The sequence below is a fragment of the Paraeggerthella hominis genome, from assembly GCF_021044775.1.
GTDB classification, from domain to species: Bacteria; Actinomycetota; Coriobacteriia; order Coriobacteriales; family Eggerthellaceae; genus Paraeggerthella; species Paraeggerthella hominis.
The window spans coordinates 48,931-69,337 of the sequence record NZ_JAJNOQ010000012.1 but is presented as its reverse complement, the minus strand read 5'-3'; the positions used below and the strand labels follow the sequence as shown (position 1 = coordinate 69,337).

10 protein-coding genes, 2 tRNA genes and 2 pseudogenes are annotated in these 20,407 nt (G+C 59.0%); 8 read left to right on the top strand and 6 right to left on the bottom strand.

Features of this window, described 5'->3' with window-relative positions; all coding sequences use genetic code 11:
- Positions 1-368 precede the first annotated feature (368 nt).
- Positions 369-962 carry a tyrosine-type recombinase/integrase gene (locus tag LQE90_RS11335; protein ID WP_181792599.1) on the top strand — a complete coding sequence of 198 codons (594 nt, stop codon included), beginning with the start codon at positions 369-371 and terminating at the stop codon, positions 960-962.
- A gap of 108 nt (positions 963-1,070) precedes the next feature.
- Here LQE90_RS11335 and LQE90_RS11330 read toward each other — a convergent pair whose 3' ends face one another.
- Positions 1,071-5,018, bottom strand: coding sequence for a P-loop NTPase (locus tag LQE90_RS11330; RefSeq protein WP_147269877.1), 3,948 nt, complete (start codon positions 5,016-5,018; stop codon positions 1,071-1,073).
- A gap of 145 nt (positions 5,019-5,163) precedes the next feature.
- Here LQE90_RS11330 and LQE90_RS11325 point away from each other — a divergent pair.
- The 4 genes and pseudogenes from LQE90_RS11325 to LQE90_RS11310 form a co-directional block, all read left to right on the top strand.
- Positions 5,164-5,391, top strand: a pseudogene (locus tag LQE90_RS11325) (transposase); the annotation flags it as partial.
- A gap of 70 nt (positions 5,392-5,461) precedes the next feature.
- Positions 5,462-5,509, top strand: a pseudogene (locus LQE90_RS12540) (hypothetical protein); the annotation flags it as partial.
- 76 nt (positions 5,510-5,585) lie between these two features.
- Entirely contained in the window at positions 5,586-6,524 is a 939-nt protein-coding gene (locus tag LQE90_RS11315) for an IS256 family transposase (RefSeq protein ID WP_231088314.1), read from the top strand.
- Positions 6,525-6,822: 298 nt separating this feature from the next.
- Positions 6,823-6,898 (top strand) — tRNA-Arg (locus LQE90_RS11310).
- A gap of 69 nt (positions 6,899-6,967) precedes the next feature.
- Here LQE90_RS11310 and LQE90_RS11305 read toward each other — a convergent pair.
- Positions 6,968-7,387, bottom strand: coding sequence for a GtrA family protein (locus LQE90_RS11305; RefSeq protein ID WP_216529884.1), 420 nt, complete (start codon positions 7,385-7,387; stop codon positions 6,968-6,970).
- A gap of 54 nt (positions 7,388-7,441) precedes the next feature.
- Positions 7,442-9,739, bottom strand: a complete 2,298-nt coding sequence (locus LQE90_RS11300) for an ATP-binding protein (RefSeq protein ID WP_216529883.1) — start codon at positions 9,737-9,739, stop codon at positions 7,442-7,444.
- A gap of 153 nt (positions 9,740-9,892) precedes the next feature.
- Here LQE90_RS11300 and LQE90_RS11295 point away from each other — a divergent pair, with 153 nt between their 5' ends.
- Positions 9,893-10,906 carry a glycosyltransferase family 2 protein gene (locus tag LQE90_RS11295; RefSeq protein ID WP_231088313.1) on the top strand — a complete coding sequence of 338 codons (1,014 nt, stop codon included), beginning with the start codon at positions 9,893-9,895 and terminating at the stop codon, positions 10,904-10,906.
- A 199-nt stretch (positions 10,907-11,105) separates the two neighbouring features.
- Here LQE90_RS11295 and LQE90_RS11290 read toward each other — a convergent pair whose 3' ends face one another.
- Entirely contained in the window at positions 11,106-14,696 is a 3,591-nt protein-coding gene (locus LQE90_RS11290; protein WP_216529882.1) for a UvrD-helicase domain-containing protein, read from the bottom strand.
- A 3-nt stretch (positions 14,697-14,699) separates the two neighbouring features.
- Entirely contained in the window at positions 14,700-17,585 is a 2,886-nt protein-coding gene (locus LQE90_RS11285; protein ID WP_231088312.1) for a PD-(D/E)XK nuclease family protein, read from the bottom strand.
- Between the two features lie 63 nt (positions 17,586-17,648).
- On the opposite strand from LQE90_RS11285, the gene LQE90_RS11280 reads away from it, so the two are divergent.
- Positions 17,649-18,572 (top strand): EamA family transporter, encoded by a 924-nt coding sequence (locus tag LQE90_RS11280; protein ID WP_216529880.1) that lies wholly within the window; start codon positions 17,649-17,651, stop codon positions 18,570-18,572.
- A gap of 151 nt (positions 18,573-18,723) precedes the next feature.
- On the opposite strand, the gene LQE90_RS11275 is transcribed toward LQE90_RS11280, so the two are convergent.
- Positions 18,724-18,798 (bottom strand) — tRNA-Glu (locus LQE90_RS11275).
- A gap of 152 nt (positions 18,799-18,950) precedes the next feature.
- On the opposite strand from LQE90_RS11275, the gene LQE90_RS11270 reads away from it, so the two are divergent.
- Complete coding sequence (locus LQE90_RS11270) at positions 18,951-20,402, top strand: glycosyltransferase (RefSeq protein WP_231088311.1); 1,452 nt, start codon at positions 18,951-18,953, stop codon at positions 20,400-20,402.
- The last annotated feature ends 5 nt before the right edge of the window (positions 20,403-20,407 follow it).

The window sequence follows — 20,407 nt, the reverse complement described above, 5'->3', positions numbered from 1 at the left end:
TCGGGCCCTTGAAATCAATATCTTGTGGGTGTGCACTGCTAGGCAGAATCACTGTGCCGATGCTGCGAAATGCCGTACCGATGGTCTGGAACGATGTACCGATACGGGTGTAATAACCAACAGCGAACGAAATCACCTGTCAACAGGCGTTCGATCAGTTCCTGTTCTCAAAAAGACAGCAAGGATGCCGAGCCAAAACGATACAGACCTACGTTTGCCACGTGCAGGAGTTCGTAAGCTGGTGCATGGGCGACAATCCCGCAAGCTCAAAACAAAGAACGGCTTCTCCCCTCTTTTTCGCCATCGGAAGCATCAGGAAGCTCCATGTCGAAACATGGGAGGGCATACTCCGAAACGAACTCGGCAACATGGACACGTCGGTTCAGACGAAGGTGAAGTCCATTCGAACGTTTTTGTATTGGTGCATGGACGAAGAGCGGGGCTGGGTGAAGCCCTTCAAGATCAGCCTCCCCAAAGCGGATATGACTCTGAAAACGCCCTACAGCCAAGCCGAATTGGACGTGTTGCTCATGCAGCCCAAGACCGACGATTTGACCGAATGGAGAACGTGGGCGGCTATCAGCTTCATCGTTCGAACCGGCGTGAGACTCTCAACCGCCGTTAACGTGAAATGGTGCGATATCGATCTGGAAAAGCATGTTTGCATCCTCCGGCACACCAAGACCAACGAGCAATACTACGTGCCCGTCCCTACCGATGCCATGCTCGACCTCATGACGTGGCAGAGCATAAGCCCCGCGACAGAGGAAGGGTACGTGTTCTTCAGCACTTACACAGAGAAGAAGCTCAATCCGAACGGACTCTATCACGCCATTCACAACTACAACCTGGCGCGCGGAGTAAGCAAAACGTCGGTGCATCTTCTTCGGCATACGTATGTCAAGCACACGACAAAAATGTATTTCTGTTTTTGCGTATTGTACTTATTTATACAATTTTAGTTGGAAAATGCCAGTCATAGTCTGGCATTTTCAATAGCTATGCTATCAACATTCTTTTCCTTCGATTCAGCAGACAGCGTCCGCTAAATCAATCAAGAGACGAAGGTTTTACTGCTCAATCTTCTTCTGTACGAAATGCTCAATAACATTGTTAAATATAATGTCATCAAATTTTTTGCCAGAGAATACACCATTACAAATTTCCATTAACCAATCGACATCTTCGGATGGAAGCTTGCTCTTCAATAAACGAAGCATTCCCGCGATGTTGGTCTGAATACCCTGTGTTTCAGCTGCAAGATAGAAGGCATCTTCCGGCTCCGTCAACAACTCCACAGATTTAGAATATGTCCATAGTTCTTCTGCAACATCTCCTATGGGAAGTTGATCGACATCGATGGAGTTTTTTTCAGGCAAATCATATTTTTCAATAAAGCAGTCGAGCATTTGCGCTGTCACGTCCACAGGAAATGGAGGCATCAGTTCATCAAGCAATGAATGATTCCCTGATTCGATTGCCTTCTTGATGTCAACGAACATCCGTCGAGGGAACTGTAAAGCAATAGGGTTTATTTCTTCGGACTCGTTTGCAGATAAAATGACTAGGTAATCAAAGGGAGCATCCGAAAATGCGATACAGCCCAGAAGACATTCGGTTAAATTGTCTTCCGATGTCATATCAAAATCACCAACTATGATGGGATAATAGCTCAACATGTCAGTGGTGTAAATTTGATCAGGAAAATGAATCGAATACTTGGATTCTAATTTCGACAATCCGTCTTCTGCTATCTTTCTCTCATCCCGACAATGCCCGTCATACCAATTCCTAATTTGATATTTATTAAAATACTTATTTGGCGAATGTGCCTGGTAGTAGCTACAGCACATTATTAGTCGCTCTATGCTTTGTGTTTCCATAACACAAAGAGCTAACTGTCTTTCCTGGAAGCCAAAATCAATTGCGATTTCTGCAAAGTAATTCTGCATTGTCACAAGAGTACTTTGGGCTGTCGTAAGGTTAACCATAGCCAATCTTTGTTTTTGCTCATCCTTAACGAGGACCCCTACAAACTGATTCGTAAAGTTACGTATGCTTTGAAAGTACTTACTCTTTATTTTTCCTAACCTCTCGGGCACTGTAGCTTTTTCTTCAAAAGGACGATCTTCCTTAGGATATCGCTTTTCACCAGTAGTAATTAGGGCAAATTCTTCACGAAGTTGATCCACCTCACCGGCCAAACTCCCTAATGGTTTTTCACCAAGAAGTTTATAAACACAGGCACAGCACTTATCTGCAAGCAAACATATATGTTCTCTCACATCAAACCAGTAATTTAACCATTCTGTCACGGTATCAAATTCGTAATTGCTCATAATGGTCTTGTTCCATAGCGACGTAAGATTCTGATGGAACATGATTACAATGTTTCTAATGGGCATTTCTTTATGCGCATCTTCAGGTACGGTATAAGCAGATAATAAACTTAAAGTTGGTTTTAATGCATCCGCACAGTACAAATCAAATATAGGTAATGTCCTGCAGACATATTTCAACCTCGAAACACTTTGCTCATTTCCGGTTTTGATATTGCGCAATTGAAGTATATACTCAACATGAATTGCATTCTTTCCGGAATCAATAAATATTTTGTGTGATTTTGTTTGCTGTTTGAGGTATGTAAGGATATGCTTAAGATTTCTTCCGACAAACTCCATATATACATCTTTGTTACCACAGTAGGAGATATACATTAGAGTTGAAATGCACTCCAAAGTTAATTTTTCCGGCTCGATCCAAATATCGTCCAAAGAGATGCTTGCAGACAAATTAAATTCAGAATTTATGTTGTATATCCATTCGGAAATGGAGGCATAAGATGCAATGTCTTTTATCTCGGCAAAACTAAGAGGAAGTAATTTTCTATATAAACAATTGCAAAAAGCATGGACAAGAGTTTTCTGCAAATTACAGGCGGGAATACGATCGCGTAATTCGCAAAGATATTCTACATTCTTATTATCTGGGAGTACTTCTTGCATCTTGTCAAGAGTGTCTATCGACACGCCAAACTCTGTGAATGCTGCAAAAGGACACATTTCGGTCGATATGACGAATAGTCCACCATGGGCATTTGCATCGTCGAACGCAGACTGATTTGAAAGATAATACTGCATCACGCTCCCTGAAAAAAGCCCCTGTATTGCAAGAATATAGTTCGATAAATCATCCTTATCCCACAATACCTCTACAATATTTCTGAAGAATTCATCGTTGTTGAGATTAAACTCTGGTAGATGAGAAAACATTACAGGAAGATCTGCTTTTCCTGTAATTTTAATAACGGAAATAGCTGTGTTGTCAACAGAAAGAAATTCGTGCAATCTATCAACAACATGTTTAGATCTGATGGGATGAAGCCCTTCAATATACCCTCTTTCAGCATTCACATGTACAAGGAACTCGGATTCCATACTTTTTAAGAGCTCCCCAAAATCCGAGCCAGAGTCTTCTGATTGACTCGCATAAAGGTCGGCAACAGAAAGCCTGACTCCGCAAAGATCTGCAAAACATACTTTGCGTAGGATTTCACATTTTGCTTTGCCAGAAGATGATTGTCCTATTTCGGATATTTGTGAGGCTATTCTTTCTGATAGCATCTCGCCATGAGTAAGCAAGTAGACATACTCTATAAGTAGTCGTCTTTCTGCAATCTTATTCCATGCTCTTTGCCAGCTTGTCATGCTTGGGTGAAGCTGCTTAGCCTCTCTGAATAGATTGAATATCTCTATTGCTTCCTTTTCTTCTAAAGCCGGCTTAATTACTTTCAAAGACTGAATATTGCTCAAGTCGCCACTATAATTGTACCAATCAATCTCTCGCGATGTGATGAGCAACTTATAATGACAATGCAATTCGGATTGTAAGAGCTGAACAAGATAATTCCATTTGCTGAGATGGTTATCCAGATTGTCAATTAAGATAAGAATCTTTTCACCAAGCTGAATTCTTGCTTTGAAATATTGGACGATATTTCCAATCTCTTTGATTTCATCGCACCACAATAATTGATATGGTACATATTCATCTTGGAGGATATAAGCTGTCTGCAAAGCCAGTGTGGTTTTTCCTTGCCCACTAGAAGCTTTAATTACAGTAACCGTGTTTTCGCAAATGGAATTAATAACATCTTTCTCTAAGCTCGGTCGTTTGATTGGAAGCCCACTTGCTATATCTACTGGTGTTGCTTTTTTCCCCTCGTAAAAACTACGACCTTCATCAAGGCTAGGCTTAGAGTAGTCCAGTTTACGAATCCAACTATGAGCTGGATTCTGAGGACCCTTACTGATATCTATTTTGACAGATTGGATTTGGGAATCTAATTCCGCTTTGGTCACATAGGCCCGCTGCTCCATTTTTTCAAAGCAAAGGATTTTTATGCCGTTTGCAAATAAAGAAACATTGTCCGTGTTAATCTCATAAGTTCCAATTAAGGCTTTTTCAATTTCAGCAGCAAGTATAGATTTTTCTATCTTCTCAAATGACAAATGTGAAATAAATTTATCGAAATCATATGCAGACCAATTCCAAGAAGGATTGTTTTGCTTGATATTTAAAATCGCATCAGTCCAATAGATGCGTGATTTTTCATCCAAATCAGATGCAAATATCTTACTTAGATTGCCTTTTGCAACAGGGAAATCATAAACCAGCTTAAAAAATCTATTTTGATCCAGCAAATATGCTTCAAGAAAGTTTTTAAGCACATCATGCAAAAAGCTGGCATCCTGTTTGTTGACAGAATATTTCAGCTGTATATGAGTGACATCACTGCTGTCATTTTTCTGCTTAATACAATCAATATCTTCAATTCCCTCAAGCTGAAAAGAAATGCCCGGACTTGATGACGAAAGAATTAAATAGCACGAATACAAGAATTGATACGAGTACCCTTTGAGTGCGATTTGTCCGCCATCTCTAGAAATACTTAATTCCTGGATATTTGCTTTTGGCGCTGCAACTTTTTTGCTTTTCTTCTTTGTGCCTTTTCCCATATTTCGCACCTTTCATTCTCTTATTGGTAGCGTCCCGAAAGTTGGTGCATCAATCCGTTTTGGAGGGCGGACGAAGCCTGCCCGAGAAAAACGGCCATCGTCCAGAATCGTTAATCACCACAAAAAACGGATTCAGGGAAAGGCGATGACCGTCGTGGACACTGTACTATGCAACGACCCGGAAGTGAAGAGGCTCGCGCTCGAGGCGCTCGAGGAGTGCACCGACCTGCAGGCGTTCGGGCGCAGATGCCTGGAGATCCTCTTGAACTCGCTCGTGTCAGCGAAGGCCAACGAGGCGTGCGGGGCGCCCTACGGCGAGCGCAGCCCCGAGCGCACCAACAGCCGCAACGGCTACAGGGAGCGCGGCCTTCTCACGTCCGCAGGGGACATAAGGGTCGGGATCCCGAAGCTGAAGACGGGGACGTTCTTCCCCCGAGGACCTCATAGAGCGCTACTGCCGGGCGGACCGTGCGCTCGCGGCCGCGGTGGCCGAGATGTACGTCATGGGCATCTCCGCGCGCAAGATGGAGGAGGTGGCGGGCGTTCCGCCGTCAGCGCTTCGACGGCGTGAGGTTCGCCCACCCGTGGCTCGACGCCACCTACGTCAAGTGCCGGGTCGACGGCCGCTCGGTCTCCCAAGCCGTCGTGACCGCCATCGGGCTCGACGACACGGGCCACAAGCGCTTCCTGGGCGTGGACTGCGCCGACACCGAGTCCCACGCCGGCTGGAAGGCGTTCCTGTCCGACCTGCGCGCCCGCGGCGTGGCCGCCGGCGAGGACGGGGCGCAGCTCGTGGTGTCGGACGCCCACGAAGGGCTCGAGTCGGCGATAGCCGAGACGTTCCAATGGGCGGCCTGGCAGCGCTGCGTCACGCACCTGATGCGCAACGTCGTCGGCCACGTCCACAGGAGGGAGGACCAGAGGATCGCGCGCGAGGCGATGAAGGCCGCCTTCGCCCAGAAGAACCCGCTCGTGGCGCGGGCGCACTGCCAGAGGGCGGCCGAGGAGGTCGCGAAGCCGTCGCCGTCGGCGGGCGGGGTCCTGCTGGAGGCGGAGGAGGCTCTCGCCTACCCGGCCTTCCCCGTGTCGCACAGGACCAAGATCCGCACCGACAACGTGCAGGAGCGGGCCGACCGCGAGATCAAGCGGCGCACCAACGTCGTGCAGGGCTTCCCTTCGCGCGAGTCCCTCATCCGCTTGGCGGGCGCGGTGCTCATCGAGGCCGACGAGGAGCGGTCGGTGAGCTGCGTCATCTCGAAGCCGTCGCCTGCCCACGCATGGAGAAGAGCCGAGGGATCGACGCCGAGCGAGGAGTCCATGCTCGCTGCAAGGCAGGCCGCCGTCGAGATAATCTCGGCGGCGATTGACCCCGAGGGCGAGCAAGGGCAGCATTCATCGAGCAGGGGTGGCCGGCGATTCCAGCGATGGCCCTTGATGCACCACAAATCGGGACGCGGCCTTTTGTTCAGCTGGTACGACATGGATGTTATCGACTCGAACCTATAGGCGAATTGCATTAAGTCTCCAAAGCTCTTAGAGCGGAACGAGTGTCGTTTTACCCTTGAGACAAGTACCGCCGCACGGTTGAGGACGCTAGGGGAAATCGGCGTGCAAAGTGCAAAGTGGATGCCGACTATTTTTCTGCCTTGAAGAGTGCTGACAAACTGCTATCATGTAAAAGTTCGATTATGAGGTACTGACGGCATGTGGAATTAGGCAGGATGCCTGGATGCCGGACAGGTGGTCATCCCTCGAAAGAGCAGGATGATTTCACTGGTTTTGTACTTCTGAACAGGACAAACGTGCCCTTGTAGCTCAGGGGATAGAGCGTCTGCCTCCGGAGCAGAAAGCCGCAGGTTCGAATCCTGTCAAGGGCACCAGTTGAATCATCGGGTCAGGCCATGTGCCTGGCCTTTTTCGTTTTCCGCAGCCCGCCGCGCAGGCGCACCTTATTCCACGTCGGCCAAGATCTCGCCAGGCTCGTCGCCGGCGTCGAGGAATTTCTTGCGCGTGACGAAGTTCCACACCATCACGACGAACGTGGCTCCTATCTTCACCACCAGGTAGTGCACGCCCAAAAGCTCCACGCCCGCCCACATGCAGAAGTTGTTGATGCCCAAGCCTATCACCGACAAGACCACGAATATGACGAACTCTCGACGACGGCTCATGCCTTCTTTGTGCTTGAACACGTAGCGCATGGAGGCCACGTAGTTGAACACCACGGACACCGTGAACGAAACGGTGGCGCTTACCAGGTAGTTGACGCCGAACGCCTCGGTGAGCAAGGCCAGCAAGCCGTAATCTATGACGAAGGCGATCACGCCCACCACGCCGAACTTCATGATCTGAGCGATCAGCTTCTTCACGTTCCGCCGTCCTTCCGTCCGCCAGGGCCGCGTCCCGCAAGAGCCGGGACCGGTCTAGGTTGCCGCGCCGCCTTCTTTACGCGCCCTCTTCAAAAACTTGTCCATTGTGGCATAAACCCGGCGGATATCAAGCGGCTTGCTCAGATGTCCGTCCATTCCGCTCAGTCGGCTGCGCTCCTCGTCCTCCACGAAAGCGTTGGCGGTCATGGCAAGAATGGGAATGCAACGAGCGTCGGGGCGGTCGAGCTCGCGAATGGCGCGGGTGGCCTCGTATCCGTCCATCTCGGGCATCTGCACGTCCATCAACACAAGGTCGAAGTAGCCCGCCTCGGATTCGGCGAACACGGAAACCGCGCGAGCGCCCGTTTCGGCCGTGACCGCACACGCGCCCGCCATCGACAGGATCTCGATGGCGATCTCGCGGTTCAGCTCGTTGTCTTCCGCCACCAGCACCCGCGCGCCGCCGAAGTCGTACGACGAAGATTCCGAAAGCCCGCTGTCAACCGAGGACGAAGCCGACCCCTTCCCGGACGCCTGGCCCAGCGGAAGCTCGACCGTGAACACCGACCCCTTCCCCAGCGTGCTCTGAAGCCCCACGCGACCCCCCATCATCTCGGCGAACCGCTTCGTGATGGCAAGGCCAAGCCCCGTTCCGCCATGCGCCCGAGCCGTGCAGGGGTCTCCCTGCTCGAACAGCGAGAATATGCTCTCGAAATGCTCCGGCCCGATGCCGCAGCCCGTGTCGATGACCGAGAACCGCACCCATAGAGCGTCGTCGCAAGCAGCGCGGGAACGTCTCGAAGCGCTATCGTCAGGACCCTCCTGCGCCAGAAGCCCCGAAGAACGGTCTTCAGGACCCGTCATCCGTTCGATCAGCAAGGTCACGCTGCCGCCTTCGGGGGTGAATTTGAAGGCGTTGCCCACCAGGTTGTACGCAATCTGGTTCAGCCGCAACACGTCTCCCGTGGCGAAATCGGGCAGATCGCCGGATTCGCACGTGGCGTAGTTCACCCCGTTTTCGGCGGCCTGCTCTTCGAACACGGCCGTGAGCGCGCTTGCGAACGCACGAAAATCGAACGGTTCGTCCTTGATCTCGATCTTGCCGCTTTCGATCTTGCTCATATCCAAAATGTCGTTGATGAGCGCCATCAGGTGGCGTGAGGACATGGTGACCTTTTCCAGGCAAACGCGCACCTTCTCGTCGTCGCCCATGTGCTCGAGCGCAATGGAGGTCATGCCCATGATGCCGTTCATCGGCGTGCGGATCTCGTGGGACATGCGCGAAAGGAACTCGCTTTTCGCCTGGTTCGCGCGCTGCGCCTGGTCGAGCGCGCTTTCCGCGCGCGCCTTCTCGTCGGCCAGCAGGCGCGTGTTCCGGCGCGCCAGCAGGTAGTACACCAAGAAGATCGACCCGACGGCCAGCGCCAGCGCGCCGCCCATGATCACGGCGTTTTGCTGCAGCACGTCGCTCAAAGACGCAATGCTGTCGTCCACCGCCCCGTAGGGCATGGTGGTGCACAGGTACGTGTCGCCGCCCTCCATGGGCTTCAAGTACAGGTAGCGGTGCCCCGATCCTTCGGCGGACGTGAACGGCACAAGGCACGACCGCCCGTTCTGCACGGCCTCGCGCACATCGTCGATACCGTAACCGTCCTCCAGGCTGGAAAAGCTGCCCAGCTGGTCGAACAGGTTGCTCCCGTCCTCCAAGCCGCCCGGGTCGCCTCCGATAATGCAGGTTCCGTCCGTCGTGATCACGCTCGACCGCGAGCGCCCGTTCGTCATGTCGAAGTCGATCCGATCGAACAGCCGGGAAGCGTCGAAGCTGGCGATGGCCATCGTGTACGTGACCGAACCGCAGGTGATGGGAGGTATGGCGTCAACCAGGATCACCGCGTCGTCGCGCATGATCGTGATGGACCCGCTGTCGTAGGTGCGCAGCTCTGAAATGCTCTGCGTAGCGGCGGTACCCGCGGCAAGGCTGTCGCAAGCCCCTTGCGCGGTGCAGTAGCTTCCATCGCTGGCTCGAAGCGCAAGAGAAAGGTACTGGTCGTTTTGCTGCTGGTCGGCAAGCACGGCGGCCACCTGATCCGCGGTTTCGGGGCGAAGGAGGTCGAGCGAGGTGCCCAACGTGTCAAGCTGGGCGAACTTGCTTTCGATGCTGGCCTCGTAATGAGCGGCCACGCGGTCGCTCAACTCCTCAAGGTACACCTCGCTCACGGACCGAATGGCCGCATCCGTAGCCGAGCGCGAAGACACGACCGTATATGCAAGAGAGCACGCGAGCACAAGAACCAGGGCGAGGGCCAAGAGGGCGACGCCCCTGCGTTCGCTCGAGCGTTTAAGCAGCTCCATGAGGAAATACGCCACCTATCGGAATCGTTGAGAGTTTCCGCATTCTAACACGCAGAACCCCGCGCTACCTTACTGTTGGGAAACAGCTTGCCAACCGTGTTTCATCCGGAGAATCACAAGGGCATCTGGCGCGCCGCGATGGTTTCGGGTAGGATGATCGACAATTCAACCGAGGAGAAGACCGTGCAGCAAAACACCGCCACCCAGACGACCGCCGAGCGCGCAACCGTAGCCGTGCTCATCCCCTGCTACAACGAAGCCGTGACCATCGGAAAGGTGGTCGACGACTTCAAGCGCGTCCTGCCGGACGCCGACATTTACGTGTACGACAACAATTCCTCCGACGACACGGCCGCCATCGCGCGCGAGCACGGAGCCATCGTGCGCACCGAGCGCCGACAGGGCAAGGGAAACGTCGTGCGCCAGATGATGCGCGACATCGATGCGGACTACTACCTCATGGTGGACGGCGACGACACGTACCCGGCAGAAGCCGCACCCGCGCTGCTCGCCCCGCTCATGAACGACGAAGCCGACATGACCGTGGGCGACCGCCTGTCCAACGGCACCTACGGCGAAGAGAACGATCGCGCCTTCCACGGATTCGGCAACGACCTGGTGCGCGTGCTCATCAAGTGGATCTACGGGTTCAAGTTCTCGGATGTCATGACCGGGTATCGCGCCTACAACGCCGTGTTCGCGAAAACCATGCCGGTGCTCTCCCCCGGCTTCGAGATCGAAACGGAGCTCTCCATTCACGCCGTGGACAAGCGCTGGCGCATCGTCGAGGTGCCCATCGACTACCGCGACCGGCCCGAGGGGTCGGAGTCGAAGCTCAACACCTTCTCCGACGGCATGAAGGTGCTGCTCATGATCTTGTCCCTGTTCAAAGATTACCGCCCGCTGGCCCTGTTCAGCTGGCTGGCCCTGCTGTTCTGCGTTCTGGGACTCATTGCGGGCGTGCCGGTCATCGTGGAGTTCGCGCAAACGGGCCTTGTTCCCAAGCTTCCCTCCGCGCTCTTGGCGGTGGCGCTCGTGTTCGTGGGCATCCTGGCCTTTGCAAGCGGCCTTATCCTGGACACCGTGGTCAAAGGCACCCGCAAGGAGTACGAACTGCAGGTGACGGCGGCTTACGAGCGCCTGGGACGCCGCAACCGCCAGGCATAGAGGCTCGGGGCGCTCGTCGATCAAGACCGCTGCATCTCTCCCTTCGAACGCCGCCGAGCCGCCCTATCGTAGCAAATATTATATTAGTTTTTTAGTCATGGTTTTCAGGAGGACTTCCTGCCATACTAGAGCTTTGCCGAAACTGCTTCGGGCTTGAAAAACGCCCGTCGCGCCCGAAGCAGTTCGCGACAACCGCCGCTCATCCCCGTGCAGAAAGCACCGCTTGCGCAAGATCGCTTCGGTCCTTGGCCGAGAAGCGGTATGAGACCTCCTGCGGCTGCCCCTGCGCATCCGCGCGCTCAACGCGCACGAACCTCAGCTCCACATCGCGATACCTCTGGCAAAGCAGGGCGTACGCGTAGCACTGCGCTTGAAGCAGATGCCGCTCCCGCACCAGATCGAGCGGCTCTTCGTCCCTGCCGCCCGTCTTGTAGTCGACCACCAGCGCGCGGCGCGCGGCGCCCTCGGGCCCGTCCGTGCACAAAAGATCGATCTCGCCTTCGAGAAAACCCTCCCCCACGCGCTCGAAGAACGGCACCTCGGCGCGGCGAAGCGGCCAAGAGGAAGCCTCGGCGTACGTGAAGCTGCCAAACCAGCAGGCGCACGCAGAGCGCAAGCGCTCCTTCTGGCAAGGCGTCAGTCCGAAGGCGGCGGCGAAGACGTTCAGGCGGGCTTCGTCGGGAACGCGGCCGGTTTCGACGGCGAACTGGGCCGCACGGTGAAACGCGCTGCCCAGCCCCGTAGCCTTATCGGCGTCGAGCGACCGTTCGGTCGCGTCCCCATCTTCCCGCATCAGCTTGCCGTCGGGACAAACGTCCCCATCGCCCAAGCCCGAGCGCTCCGATGCAGGAAGAGCCGGGGCCGTCGGCTCGCCTTCCCGAGCCAAGGCCGAATAGGAGAAGACGTCGCCGCGCCCGGCGCTCCACGGCTCGCACGCAGGCGCGTCGACGGGCGGCGACGGCACGACGAAGACGGCCTGCTCGGGCCGATCCCGCAAAGCGCCCTCTTCCAAGGCATCCGGCTGCACGAGCACCCGCTCGAACCGCGCGGGCTCGCTTCCGCCATACGGAAGCTGCGCCGATCCTTCGGGGAAGTCGGCGACGCCGCACAACGCGCTGCGCACGTCGTCTACGAGAGCCGCGTACGCAGGCGGCTTGCCCGCCGATGGAGCCTTCGCGTCCATAACGACCACAAGGGATTCGCTTGCGCGCGTAAGCCCCACGTACAGCTTGCGGCGCGCTTCGGCCAGCTCTTCGTCCGCCGCGCGCTGCGCGAGCGTCGCACGGTAGGCGGACTGCGTACATGAGCTGCTTCGGCCCTCGGCGCACGCGAACCCGCCGCCCTCGACCAACGCGCGGGCCGCGTCAAGGTCGGCGCTTTCCTCCAAGTCGCCCGCAAGCGGCATCTTGGACCGGCTCTTCACCTGCTCGAACGCATCCAAAGATGCGCCGGGAGCAAGCGAAGCCCGCGCCACGGACCCGCAAGCCTCCACCAGCAGCTTTCCCGCGCCCGCGCGCCCGTCGGCGAAATCCGCAAGCGCCACGATAGGAAACTCGAGGCCCTTCGAGGCGTGAATGGTCATGATCTTCACCACGTCGCCGCCAGCGCCGGACAGGGCGCCGGGCGACTCCTTCAAGCCAACCGACAGCTCTCCGGCGAAGATGCGGGCCGTCGAAGCCAGGCCGGCATGGTGCTCGGCCTCCACGGACTCTATGAGGCGAACGGCCTTCAGCACGTTGGCCGCGCATGCCGTTCCCACGGCCCCCTGCTCTTCGAGGCGCGCCATCCAGCCGCTTCGAACCACGGCGTCGCGCACCACGGCGGACGCGGGAAGGACCCGCGCCAAACGCTGCGCGCGGTCGAAGAGCCGCACGGCATGGGCCAGCCGGGGAGCAAGCTCGTCCGAGCGGGAAGCCAACCGCGCGAAGCCCCGATCGAGGTCGCGACGGCGCACCCTGCCCGTATCCGGGTCCTCCTCGGTAGCCAGCTCCAAAAAATCGTCGGCCGAAAGACGAACCATGTCGCTTGTCAGCACCTCGAACAGAGCAGCGGTGTTCGCCGGATTCGCAAGCGCCTCCAGCAGTCGCGCCACCACGCGAACCTCAGGCGCCGAAGCGAACTGCGATCCGCCCGTCACCACGCATTCGAAGCCCTCGGCGCGCAGCGCTTCGGCGTACACGCCCGCACGGCTCATCTTGCCCAACAGCACCACCATGTCGCCCGGAGCATGCCCGTCCTCGCGCAAAGACGCGAAGCGTCGGGCGATCTCCCGCGCACCGGCGCGCTTGACGTCGTCGATGCCCACGCCCGTGCCGCGCCCCGCCGGCTGCACGGCCAGCACCAGGTCGATGCGCGGTGCGCTCCCCCGGTAACGCGACGGGCGCGCATCGTGGGGTTCGAGCGACATGAACGCGTCGCCGAAGACCTGGGGCTGCTCGAACACGCGATCCACGAACGAGAGCACGTCGGCGTGACTGCGGAAATTCTTGGCAAGCTCCACGTAGAGCGCATTCACGTCGGCCGAGCGCATGACGCGTTTGTGGGCCTCGTACACGTTCACGTCGGCTCCGCGGAACCGGTAGATGGACTGCTGCGCGTCCCCGACCGTGCACAGGTGGGCGAAGCGCGGGCCGGACAGGCGCGCGATCATGTCGATCTGCAACTGGCTGGTATCCTGAAACTCGTCCACCATGACCAGCTTGAAGCGGTCCTCGTAACGGCGAGCGATGTCGGGATGCTGCTCGAACGCAGCCAGCGTGCGCGTGAGCAGATCGTCGTTGTCCAGCTTGCACAGCGCCTGCTTGGATTGCTCGTAGCGCAGCGACACCTCGCGCGCAAGCTCTTTGAGGTCGGCCGCCAACGGGAAAGCCAGCCCCAGCGCGATCTGCCGAGCCGCGTCCTCGTACACGGCCTGGTACGCTTTGACCGCCTCTTTCACGGTAGCCTTGAAATTGCCCCCGATGCGCGGGCACCCTTCGAGCGCGCCCGCCAGCGCGTGCAGGGCCGCTATGTTGTCCGCTCCGGCGGCAGGCCCCGCAACGGAGCCGTAGCGGCAAAGAAATGCCTGAAGGGCCTCGATCGCGTCCGCGGCCTGCCCGCGCGCACGCTCGGCCGTAGCGCTGCCGCCCGCCTGCTCGAGGGCGGGCTGCACCGTTTCGTACGCGAGCAGAAGCTCGCGCGCAAGCGCAGACGCGCACGCGGGCTCGGGTCCGAAGTCCACGGCGTCAATGCCTCCGCGCATGCTGACGGCTTTGTCCAGCAACGTCGCCAGCATGGAGGCCACCGACGGAGCCGAGGGCAAGGACGACCGCGCGGGATACTCGTCGAACAGCGCCGCATAAGACCCGCGCGCGATGATGTCGTTGTCGTCGCCGAGCGCCGCGTCGATGGCGTCGGCCACCAGATCCGCGCGCTCCGCGTCCCCCACAATGCCAAACGCAGGGTCTATCCCCAAATCGAGCGCATGGGTGCGCAGGATGCGCGCGCACATGCCGTGAATGGTGGATATCCAGGCTCCGTCCACTTTGAGCGCTTCTTCGACCAGGCCTTCCGCGCGCAAGGTGCGCTTGACGCGCGCTTTGATCTCAGCCGCCGCCTTCTCGGTGAACGTGATGGCCAGCACTTCGTCCACGCCGCCGGCTGCCGGCCCGCTTTCCGGCAGCAGCGCGTACGCAATGCGCTGCGTGAGCGTGAAGGTCTTGCCCGATCCCGCCCCCGCAGACACGAGCAACGGTCCTTTCACGTGCTCGATGCTTTCGCGCTGACCGGGCGTGCAGGTACGCAAGTCCATGGATCAACGCCTCCTTTCGCACGTGAGGACCGGACAATGGCCACAGGGGTCTTCGCCGCGCGGATCAGGCGCTATATCCCCGCGGGAAAGCGTGCGGACAGCCGCTTCGATACGCTGCTCCACCACGTCAAGAAGCTCCTGGAACGTCGCCGCGCCCACAGCCTCTCCCGCCGGGCCCGGAACGCCGCACGCCTGCATGTCGAGCCCCGGAACATCCGACTCGCCCACGACGCTGCGGTCCACGGCGCCCGCCACGCGAGCCGCCTTTCCGTACGACACGTACAGAGCGCCCACAACATCCAAGCCCAGCAAACGTCGCGCAACCTGCGCGTACGCAAGCGACTGAATCTTGTGCGGGAGCACGGCTCCGCCCGCCTGCGCCGCCTCCGACGCTGACGCGAGCGCGTAGTCGCCCGTGAGCGACCCCTTGTAGTCGATGACCACCGCTTGACCTCGATCGTTCACGTCAATGCGGTCAATGCTGCCGCGCAGCAGGCATCCCGCGTACGCGAACGGCTCGGCCTCGCCGAAATCGAGCTCGAAGCAGGTCGGCTTGAAGCCGGGAAGCAGAAGCGCCTCCCGATCAAGGTAGCCCAGCAGCCTTTTGCGCAGATCGGCCACTTCCGATTCCTCGAACTTCGTCCGAGGAATTAGCGGATTGCGGTTGCGCTTGAGCTCGCGTTGAAAGCCCAGGTGCCGGTCGAACGTAGCGCCCAGAAGCTCCCGTGCGCGCGCCAGGTTGTCCTGGGTCACTTTAGCGTTGCCCGCTTCACGGAAGCGCTCGTAGAAGCTTTTGAGCACCCCGTGAGAGAAGCTGCCCATCTCAAGCGGCCCGAACCCCGCGTCAGGCTCCGACAGGCGCAACCGGCGCAGAGCGAACCATTTGTACGGGCACTCCAGATAGCTTTCCAGAGCAGACGGCGAAAGGGCCGGTCGGTCGTCGCCGCCCGCGCCCCGCGGAACCACGATGTGCGAACGCAGGGGCTCGGACACCTCGCCGGAAGCGGGGACAGGCCACGCCAACGGCTTTCGAGCATCGCCCGCCGGCCGGGGCGCGAGGTTCGCGTGCAGCGCCTCCTCTCCCGCGCCGCGCGCATGCGGAACAAGGCTGCAAGGAAGTCCCGTGGCGCGATCCGAGGCCCCGTCCTGACCGTCGGACGCCCGGTAGCAATCGAGCAGTTCCTCGTACATGACCGCAGGGTACGCCTCGTCCGCGTCCTCGGTGTTGAGCGGGCGCTCCAAGACCGCAGCAGAGCACGCGCAAGACAGCGCGCGGAAAAACGTCCGGCGACCTTGCGCCAGCGCATCGCGGCAGCGCCCCAAGCCCAGCTTGTCCAGCAGCAAGGTCGCACCGTCTTCGTTCGCCCGCACGGGATAGGAACGCGCGTCCATGTCGCACAGCACAAGCGTCGAGCACGAGCACGCCGCGCGCTCGGCCACGTCGGCAAGCGAAAGAAACACCGCTTCGGGCTGCCGCTTCCCTTCAAAGGAAGGGTCCGCCGTTCGAAGGCTCGCGCGAACCATCGCGCGTTCCAGAAGCGGGCGCGCCGCCAAGGCGTCGGAGCCGGTGCGAGCGCATGCAGCCGCAAAGGAGCGAGCCGCCGAAACGGCAGCAAGCTGCTCCGAGCGAAACGACGCGTCAAGATCGATGCGACGGCGAAGGCGATCCTCGAAGCACGCAAGCGCACCGTCGACGTCGCCGCGCCGAAGCGCGGCCAGGGCGCACGCCGCAACCTCGCTCGCGTCCGACAGATCGCGCACGACGCGCTCCCGATCCGTTGTCCGATCGCCGCGCCACGCCGCATCGAGTTCGCACGCCGCGCGCCTCCCCAAGCCCGAAAACGCGCTGAACGCGAAATCGGAAGCCAGGGTCAAGCGGCAAGAATCGTCGCTCGCAAACGCCCACAGCGCCAGAAACGAGCGCCCGAACGCCGTATCCGCGAACGACCGGCGCGAAGACGCCGCCGCGCATATCCCGCTGACAGCCAAAGGACCCGCCAGCTCGTCGAAAAGGGCGCGCGGATCGCGAGCGGACACGACCACCGGCAGCGGCGCGCGCCCTTCCTCGCGCGCCGCTGCGCGCTCGGCGGCAACGGCCTCGGTCACGCACGAGAGCACCAGCCCGCAAGCCGCATAACGGCCAGCCGGTAACAGGAAGCGCACGGCGCCCGTCGGCTCGAGCGGACCCTCCTCCTGCGACAAGAACAACCGGTCGAGCAGCGACGTCAATTCGGGCGAACGGCCAAGCGACGACGACGGCGCACGGCACCCGTCGTCAAGGCGCACGACGTCGCCCCGCTCGGCAAGCGCGTCGAACAGCTCGCCGTACGCCTGGCCGATGTCGTCGAATCCCGCCAAAACAAGCGGAGGGAACGCGCAATCGCACCTGGAAAGCGCGCAAGCCGCCTGGGAGCGTTCGCACAGCGACAGCTCGTCGAGCAAGCCGGCGTAGCGCCCGAGTACCGCGAGCGCCCCGCGCTGCGCTGCGCTCAGCTCGCGCTGGCGCTCGTCGCACGCAAGCGCATCCAGCAGAGCCGGGAGCGATTCGCGAGCAAGCCCCGCCAAAAGAGAGACCGTGCCCGGCGTGGGCTCCACGGCATTGCCGCGTGCCCGCATCTCAAAGCAGGCTCGCTGCATCAGAAGGTCGCGCTCCCCGCCCTGCACGAGGGCGCGCCCGTCTCCGTAGATCTCCCATTGGTCCGCCACCCAGGAGTCGGGGGTTTCCACGCGCACGCCGAACGAGCAGGAGCCGTCCGCAAGAGCGCGCCGCAACCGCAGGACCGCGGCGGGCGTCGGCGCCAACAGCACGGGCACGCGCCCTGCGGCGCACCACGGAGCGAGCGTTTCGGAAATCGCGAAAAGCACGTCTTCCGCGTTGTCGAATGTCATGTGTTGGTAAGGCATGCCGTCATTGTAGCGCCCGAGCGCCCCTGCATGCGCTAGAATGGCGGCATGCAGAAGAACACCTTGAAATACTCGACCCTCGTATTCCTGGGTGGAGCGAGCTACGGCGTCATGGCGGCAACGGTCAAGATGACGTACGCCGCAGGTTTTTCCTGGACGCAAGCGGTGGCAAGCCAGGCCCTGTTCGGCACGCTCCTATTCGCCATCGCCCTTGCCGTGTCGCTCGGGCGCGGACGCAAACCGGCGCCCCTGACCCCGAAGCGCATCTTGTCGTTGATGGGACTGGGCCTGAACACCTGCGCCACGTGCGTGCTCTACAACCTTTCCCTCACCATGCTTCCGGTTTCGGCGGCTCTTACCATGCTGTTCCAATTCACGTGGATCGGCATTGTCATCCAGGTAGCAGTTACCCGGCGCAAGCCGCAGGCAGCCGAGCTGGTGGCCGCGGTCGCCATCCTTGGCGGGACGCTTTTCGCAAGCGGGATGTTCTCGAGCGCGGTCGGGGAGCTGAATCCGATCGGCATCCTCTGCGGACTGGGATCCGCCGTCAGCTGCGCGCTGTTCATGTTCTTCTCGAGCCGCGTGGGATGCGGCCTTCCGCCTATCCAGCGAGGGCTCGTGGTCTGCCTGGGCGCATGCGTGCTCGGATTCGCCCTGTGCCCGGACTACTTCGCCAGCGGTGCGATTCAAGCGGGCATTTGGAAGTACGGGCTGGTGCTGGGGCTGTGCGCGCTGTTCGTCCCCGTCATCTTGTTCGGCATCGCCACGCCCCATCTTTCGACGGGACTCTCCACCATCATGGCTTCGTCCGAGCTGCCCTGCGGCATCGCCATTTCGGCGGTTCTCGTTGGCGAGTCGGTGGACGCCCTGCAGCTTGTCGGGGTGATCGTCATCCTGATCGGCGTCGTGGTGTCGCAGCTTCCCAGCCTGCTTCCCGCGAAAACGGCAGCAGAGCCGCAATCCCCGAACTAGCCCGAGCGGCCCCGTCCCGACCCTGCGGGCAACCCGAATCGAAAACGTGGGCGCGACACGAAAAAGCGCGAACCCCCAATGGATTCGCGCTCGATGAATTGTCGTTCAAAAAAGGAAACCACCCCGGAAGGTGGTTTGCCTGTATCCACGATGGTGCCCCCAACGGGAATCGAACCCGTGTCTCAGCCTTGAAAGGGCCGCGTCCTGACCTCTAGACTATGGGGACGGTTGCGTTTTCGTCTCCGAAAAGCAGCCTGAATATTATTGCAAAGGTTTCCTCAAATTGCAAGAGAAAATTTTGGAGGAATATTTCAGGGCTTTTTCTCCTGCGCGCCACGGCGTCAACGAAGCGCGGCCGTTTGCGGTATGATAGACGGCATGGACAACGAAACCAAGTCAACACCCCTGTCGCCGGACGTCGAGAAACCCGGCGCATCCTCGGACGAGGCCCTTGAGGCGCGCGCTGGGCAATCGCTCGAAGCCGAAGCGGAGCCGGCAGCCGACGTTGCACTCGCCCCGGTGGAGCCGAAATCCGAAGAGCCTCGCAAGCCCCTCGTCATCGTCATGCACGCCTCCGTCGGTTCGGGGCACCGCAGCGCCGCGAACGCCGTGGCTCAGGCGTTCGACCTCATGCGCGACGAGCGAAACGCCCATGCCCGAACGGATGCCGATCAAACCGACGAGACGCTCGCCAGCCTGGTCCCCGAGGATCTGGAAGTCGAAGTGCTCGACGTGCTCGATTTCGGCCGCGTAGTGTTCGACGGAAACAAGGCGGCATCGCTGTTCACGGGCGCAACGCGACCCATCTACGACCTCACCTGGCGCTTCACGCTGACCGGCCGCCTTCTTTGGGGCGGCGGAACTATATGGAACCATCTCATGTACGGCGCGTTCACCGACTACGTGGAGAAAAAGCAGCCGATCGCGGTGGTCTGCACGCATATCACCGCAGCCAACGTTGCAACGGCCGCGCGCATGCTGACCGGGCAGCGCTTCCCCATCGTCTGCGTTCCCACGGACTACGAGACCGAAGGCCTTTGGCCCCATCGCGCCGCCGACCTGTTCTGCGTGGCGAACGAATCCATGGCCGAAACGCTGCGCCCGCGCAAGGTTGCCGAAGATCGCATCCTCATCACGGGCATCCCCACGCGCGACGATTTCCGCCGCGACTACGATCGCGTCGCCACGCGCGAGCGACTGGGGCTTCCCCAGAACAAGCGCGTCGTGCTCGCGCTGGCCGGCGCGTACCTGCCGCAGCCTTACGTGCACTTCCGCACCGCGCTCGACAAGCTGCTGCCCTACCTGCACAGCCTGAGCGGCACGCTGCACTTCGTGTTCATAGCAGGAAACGACGCCGAGTACGCACGGCATCTTCGCCAAGAGTGCCAGGAACTGAGCATCGAAAACGTCACGGTGCTCGATTACGTAGAGGGAATGGCCGCGCTCATGGCTGCAAGCGACCTGGTCATCTGCAAGTCGGGCGGCCTTACGGTGACGGAATGCCTGTGCTCGCAGGTGCCGATGATCCTTTTGGGCCGCGCGTACGGCCAAGAGAAGGTCAACGTGCAAATGCTCACCTCGCTCGGCGCGGCCATGCACGTGACCACGGCGCGCGAGCTTCTTGACGCTTTGCGCCACATCGCGAAGAGCCCCGACAGCGCCCGCGCCATGCTAGTCAACGGAAGCTTCCTGCGGCGGCCGAACGCGGCCCGCGACATCGCAGCAGCCACGTTGCGCCTGGCCGCTGCGCCGAAAAACGGCGACGATCCCATCTATCGCAAGCATTTCCTACATTTCTACTGGGGCGACAAGCCCGCACACATTCGCTAAGGAGA

Excerpts from the sequence above, each read along its gene's own strand:
- LQE90_RS11330 (WP_147269877.1), bottom strand. The coding sequence starts at position 5,018 with ATGGGAAAAGGCACAAAGAAGAAAAGCAAAAAAGTTGCAGCGCCAAAA.
- LQE90_RS11280 (WP_216529880.1), top strand. The coding sequence starts at position 17,649 with ATGCAGAAGAACACCTTGAAATACTCGACCCTCGTATTCCTGGGTGGA.
- LQE90_RS11335 (WP_181792599.1), top strand. The coding sequence starts at position 369 with ATGGACACGTCGGTTCAGACGAAGGTGAAGTCCATTCGAACGTTTTTG.
- LQE90_RS11295 (WP_231088313.1), top strand. The coding sequence starts at position 9,893 with ATGATCGACAATTCAACCGAGGAGAAGACCGTGCAGCAAAACACCGCC.
- LQE90_RS11300 (WP_216529883.1), bottom strand. The coding sequence starts at position 9,739 with ATGGAGCTGCTTAAACGCTCGAGCGAACGCAGGGGCGTCGCCCTCTTG.
- LQE90_RS11285 (WP_231088312.1), bottom strand. The coding sequence starts at position 17,585 with ATGACATTCGACAACGCGGAAGACGTGCTTTTCGCGATTTCCGAAACG.
- LQE90_RS11270 (WP_231088311.1), top strand. The coding sequence starts at position 18,951 with ATGGACAACGAAACCAAGTCAACACCCCTGTCGCCGGACGTCGAGAAA.
- LQE90_RS11290 (WP_216529882.1), bottom strand. The coding sequence starts at position 14,696 with ATGGACTTGCGTACCTGCACGCCCGGTCAGCGCGAAAGCATCGAGCAC.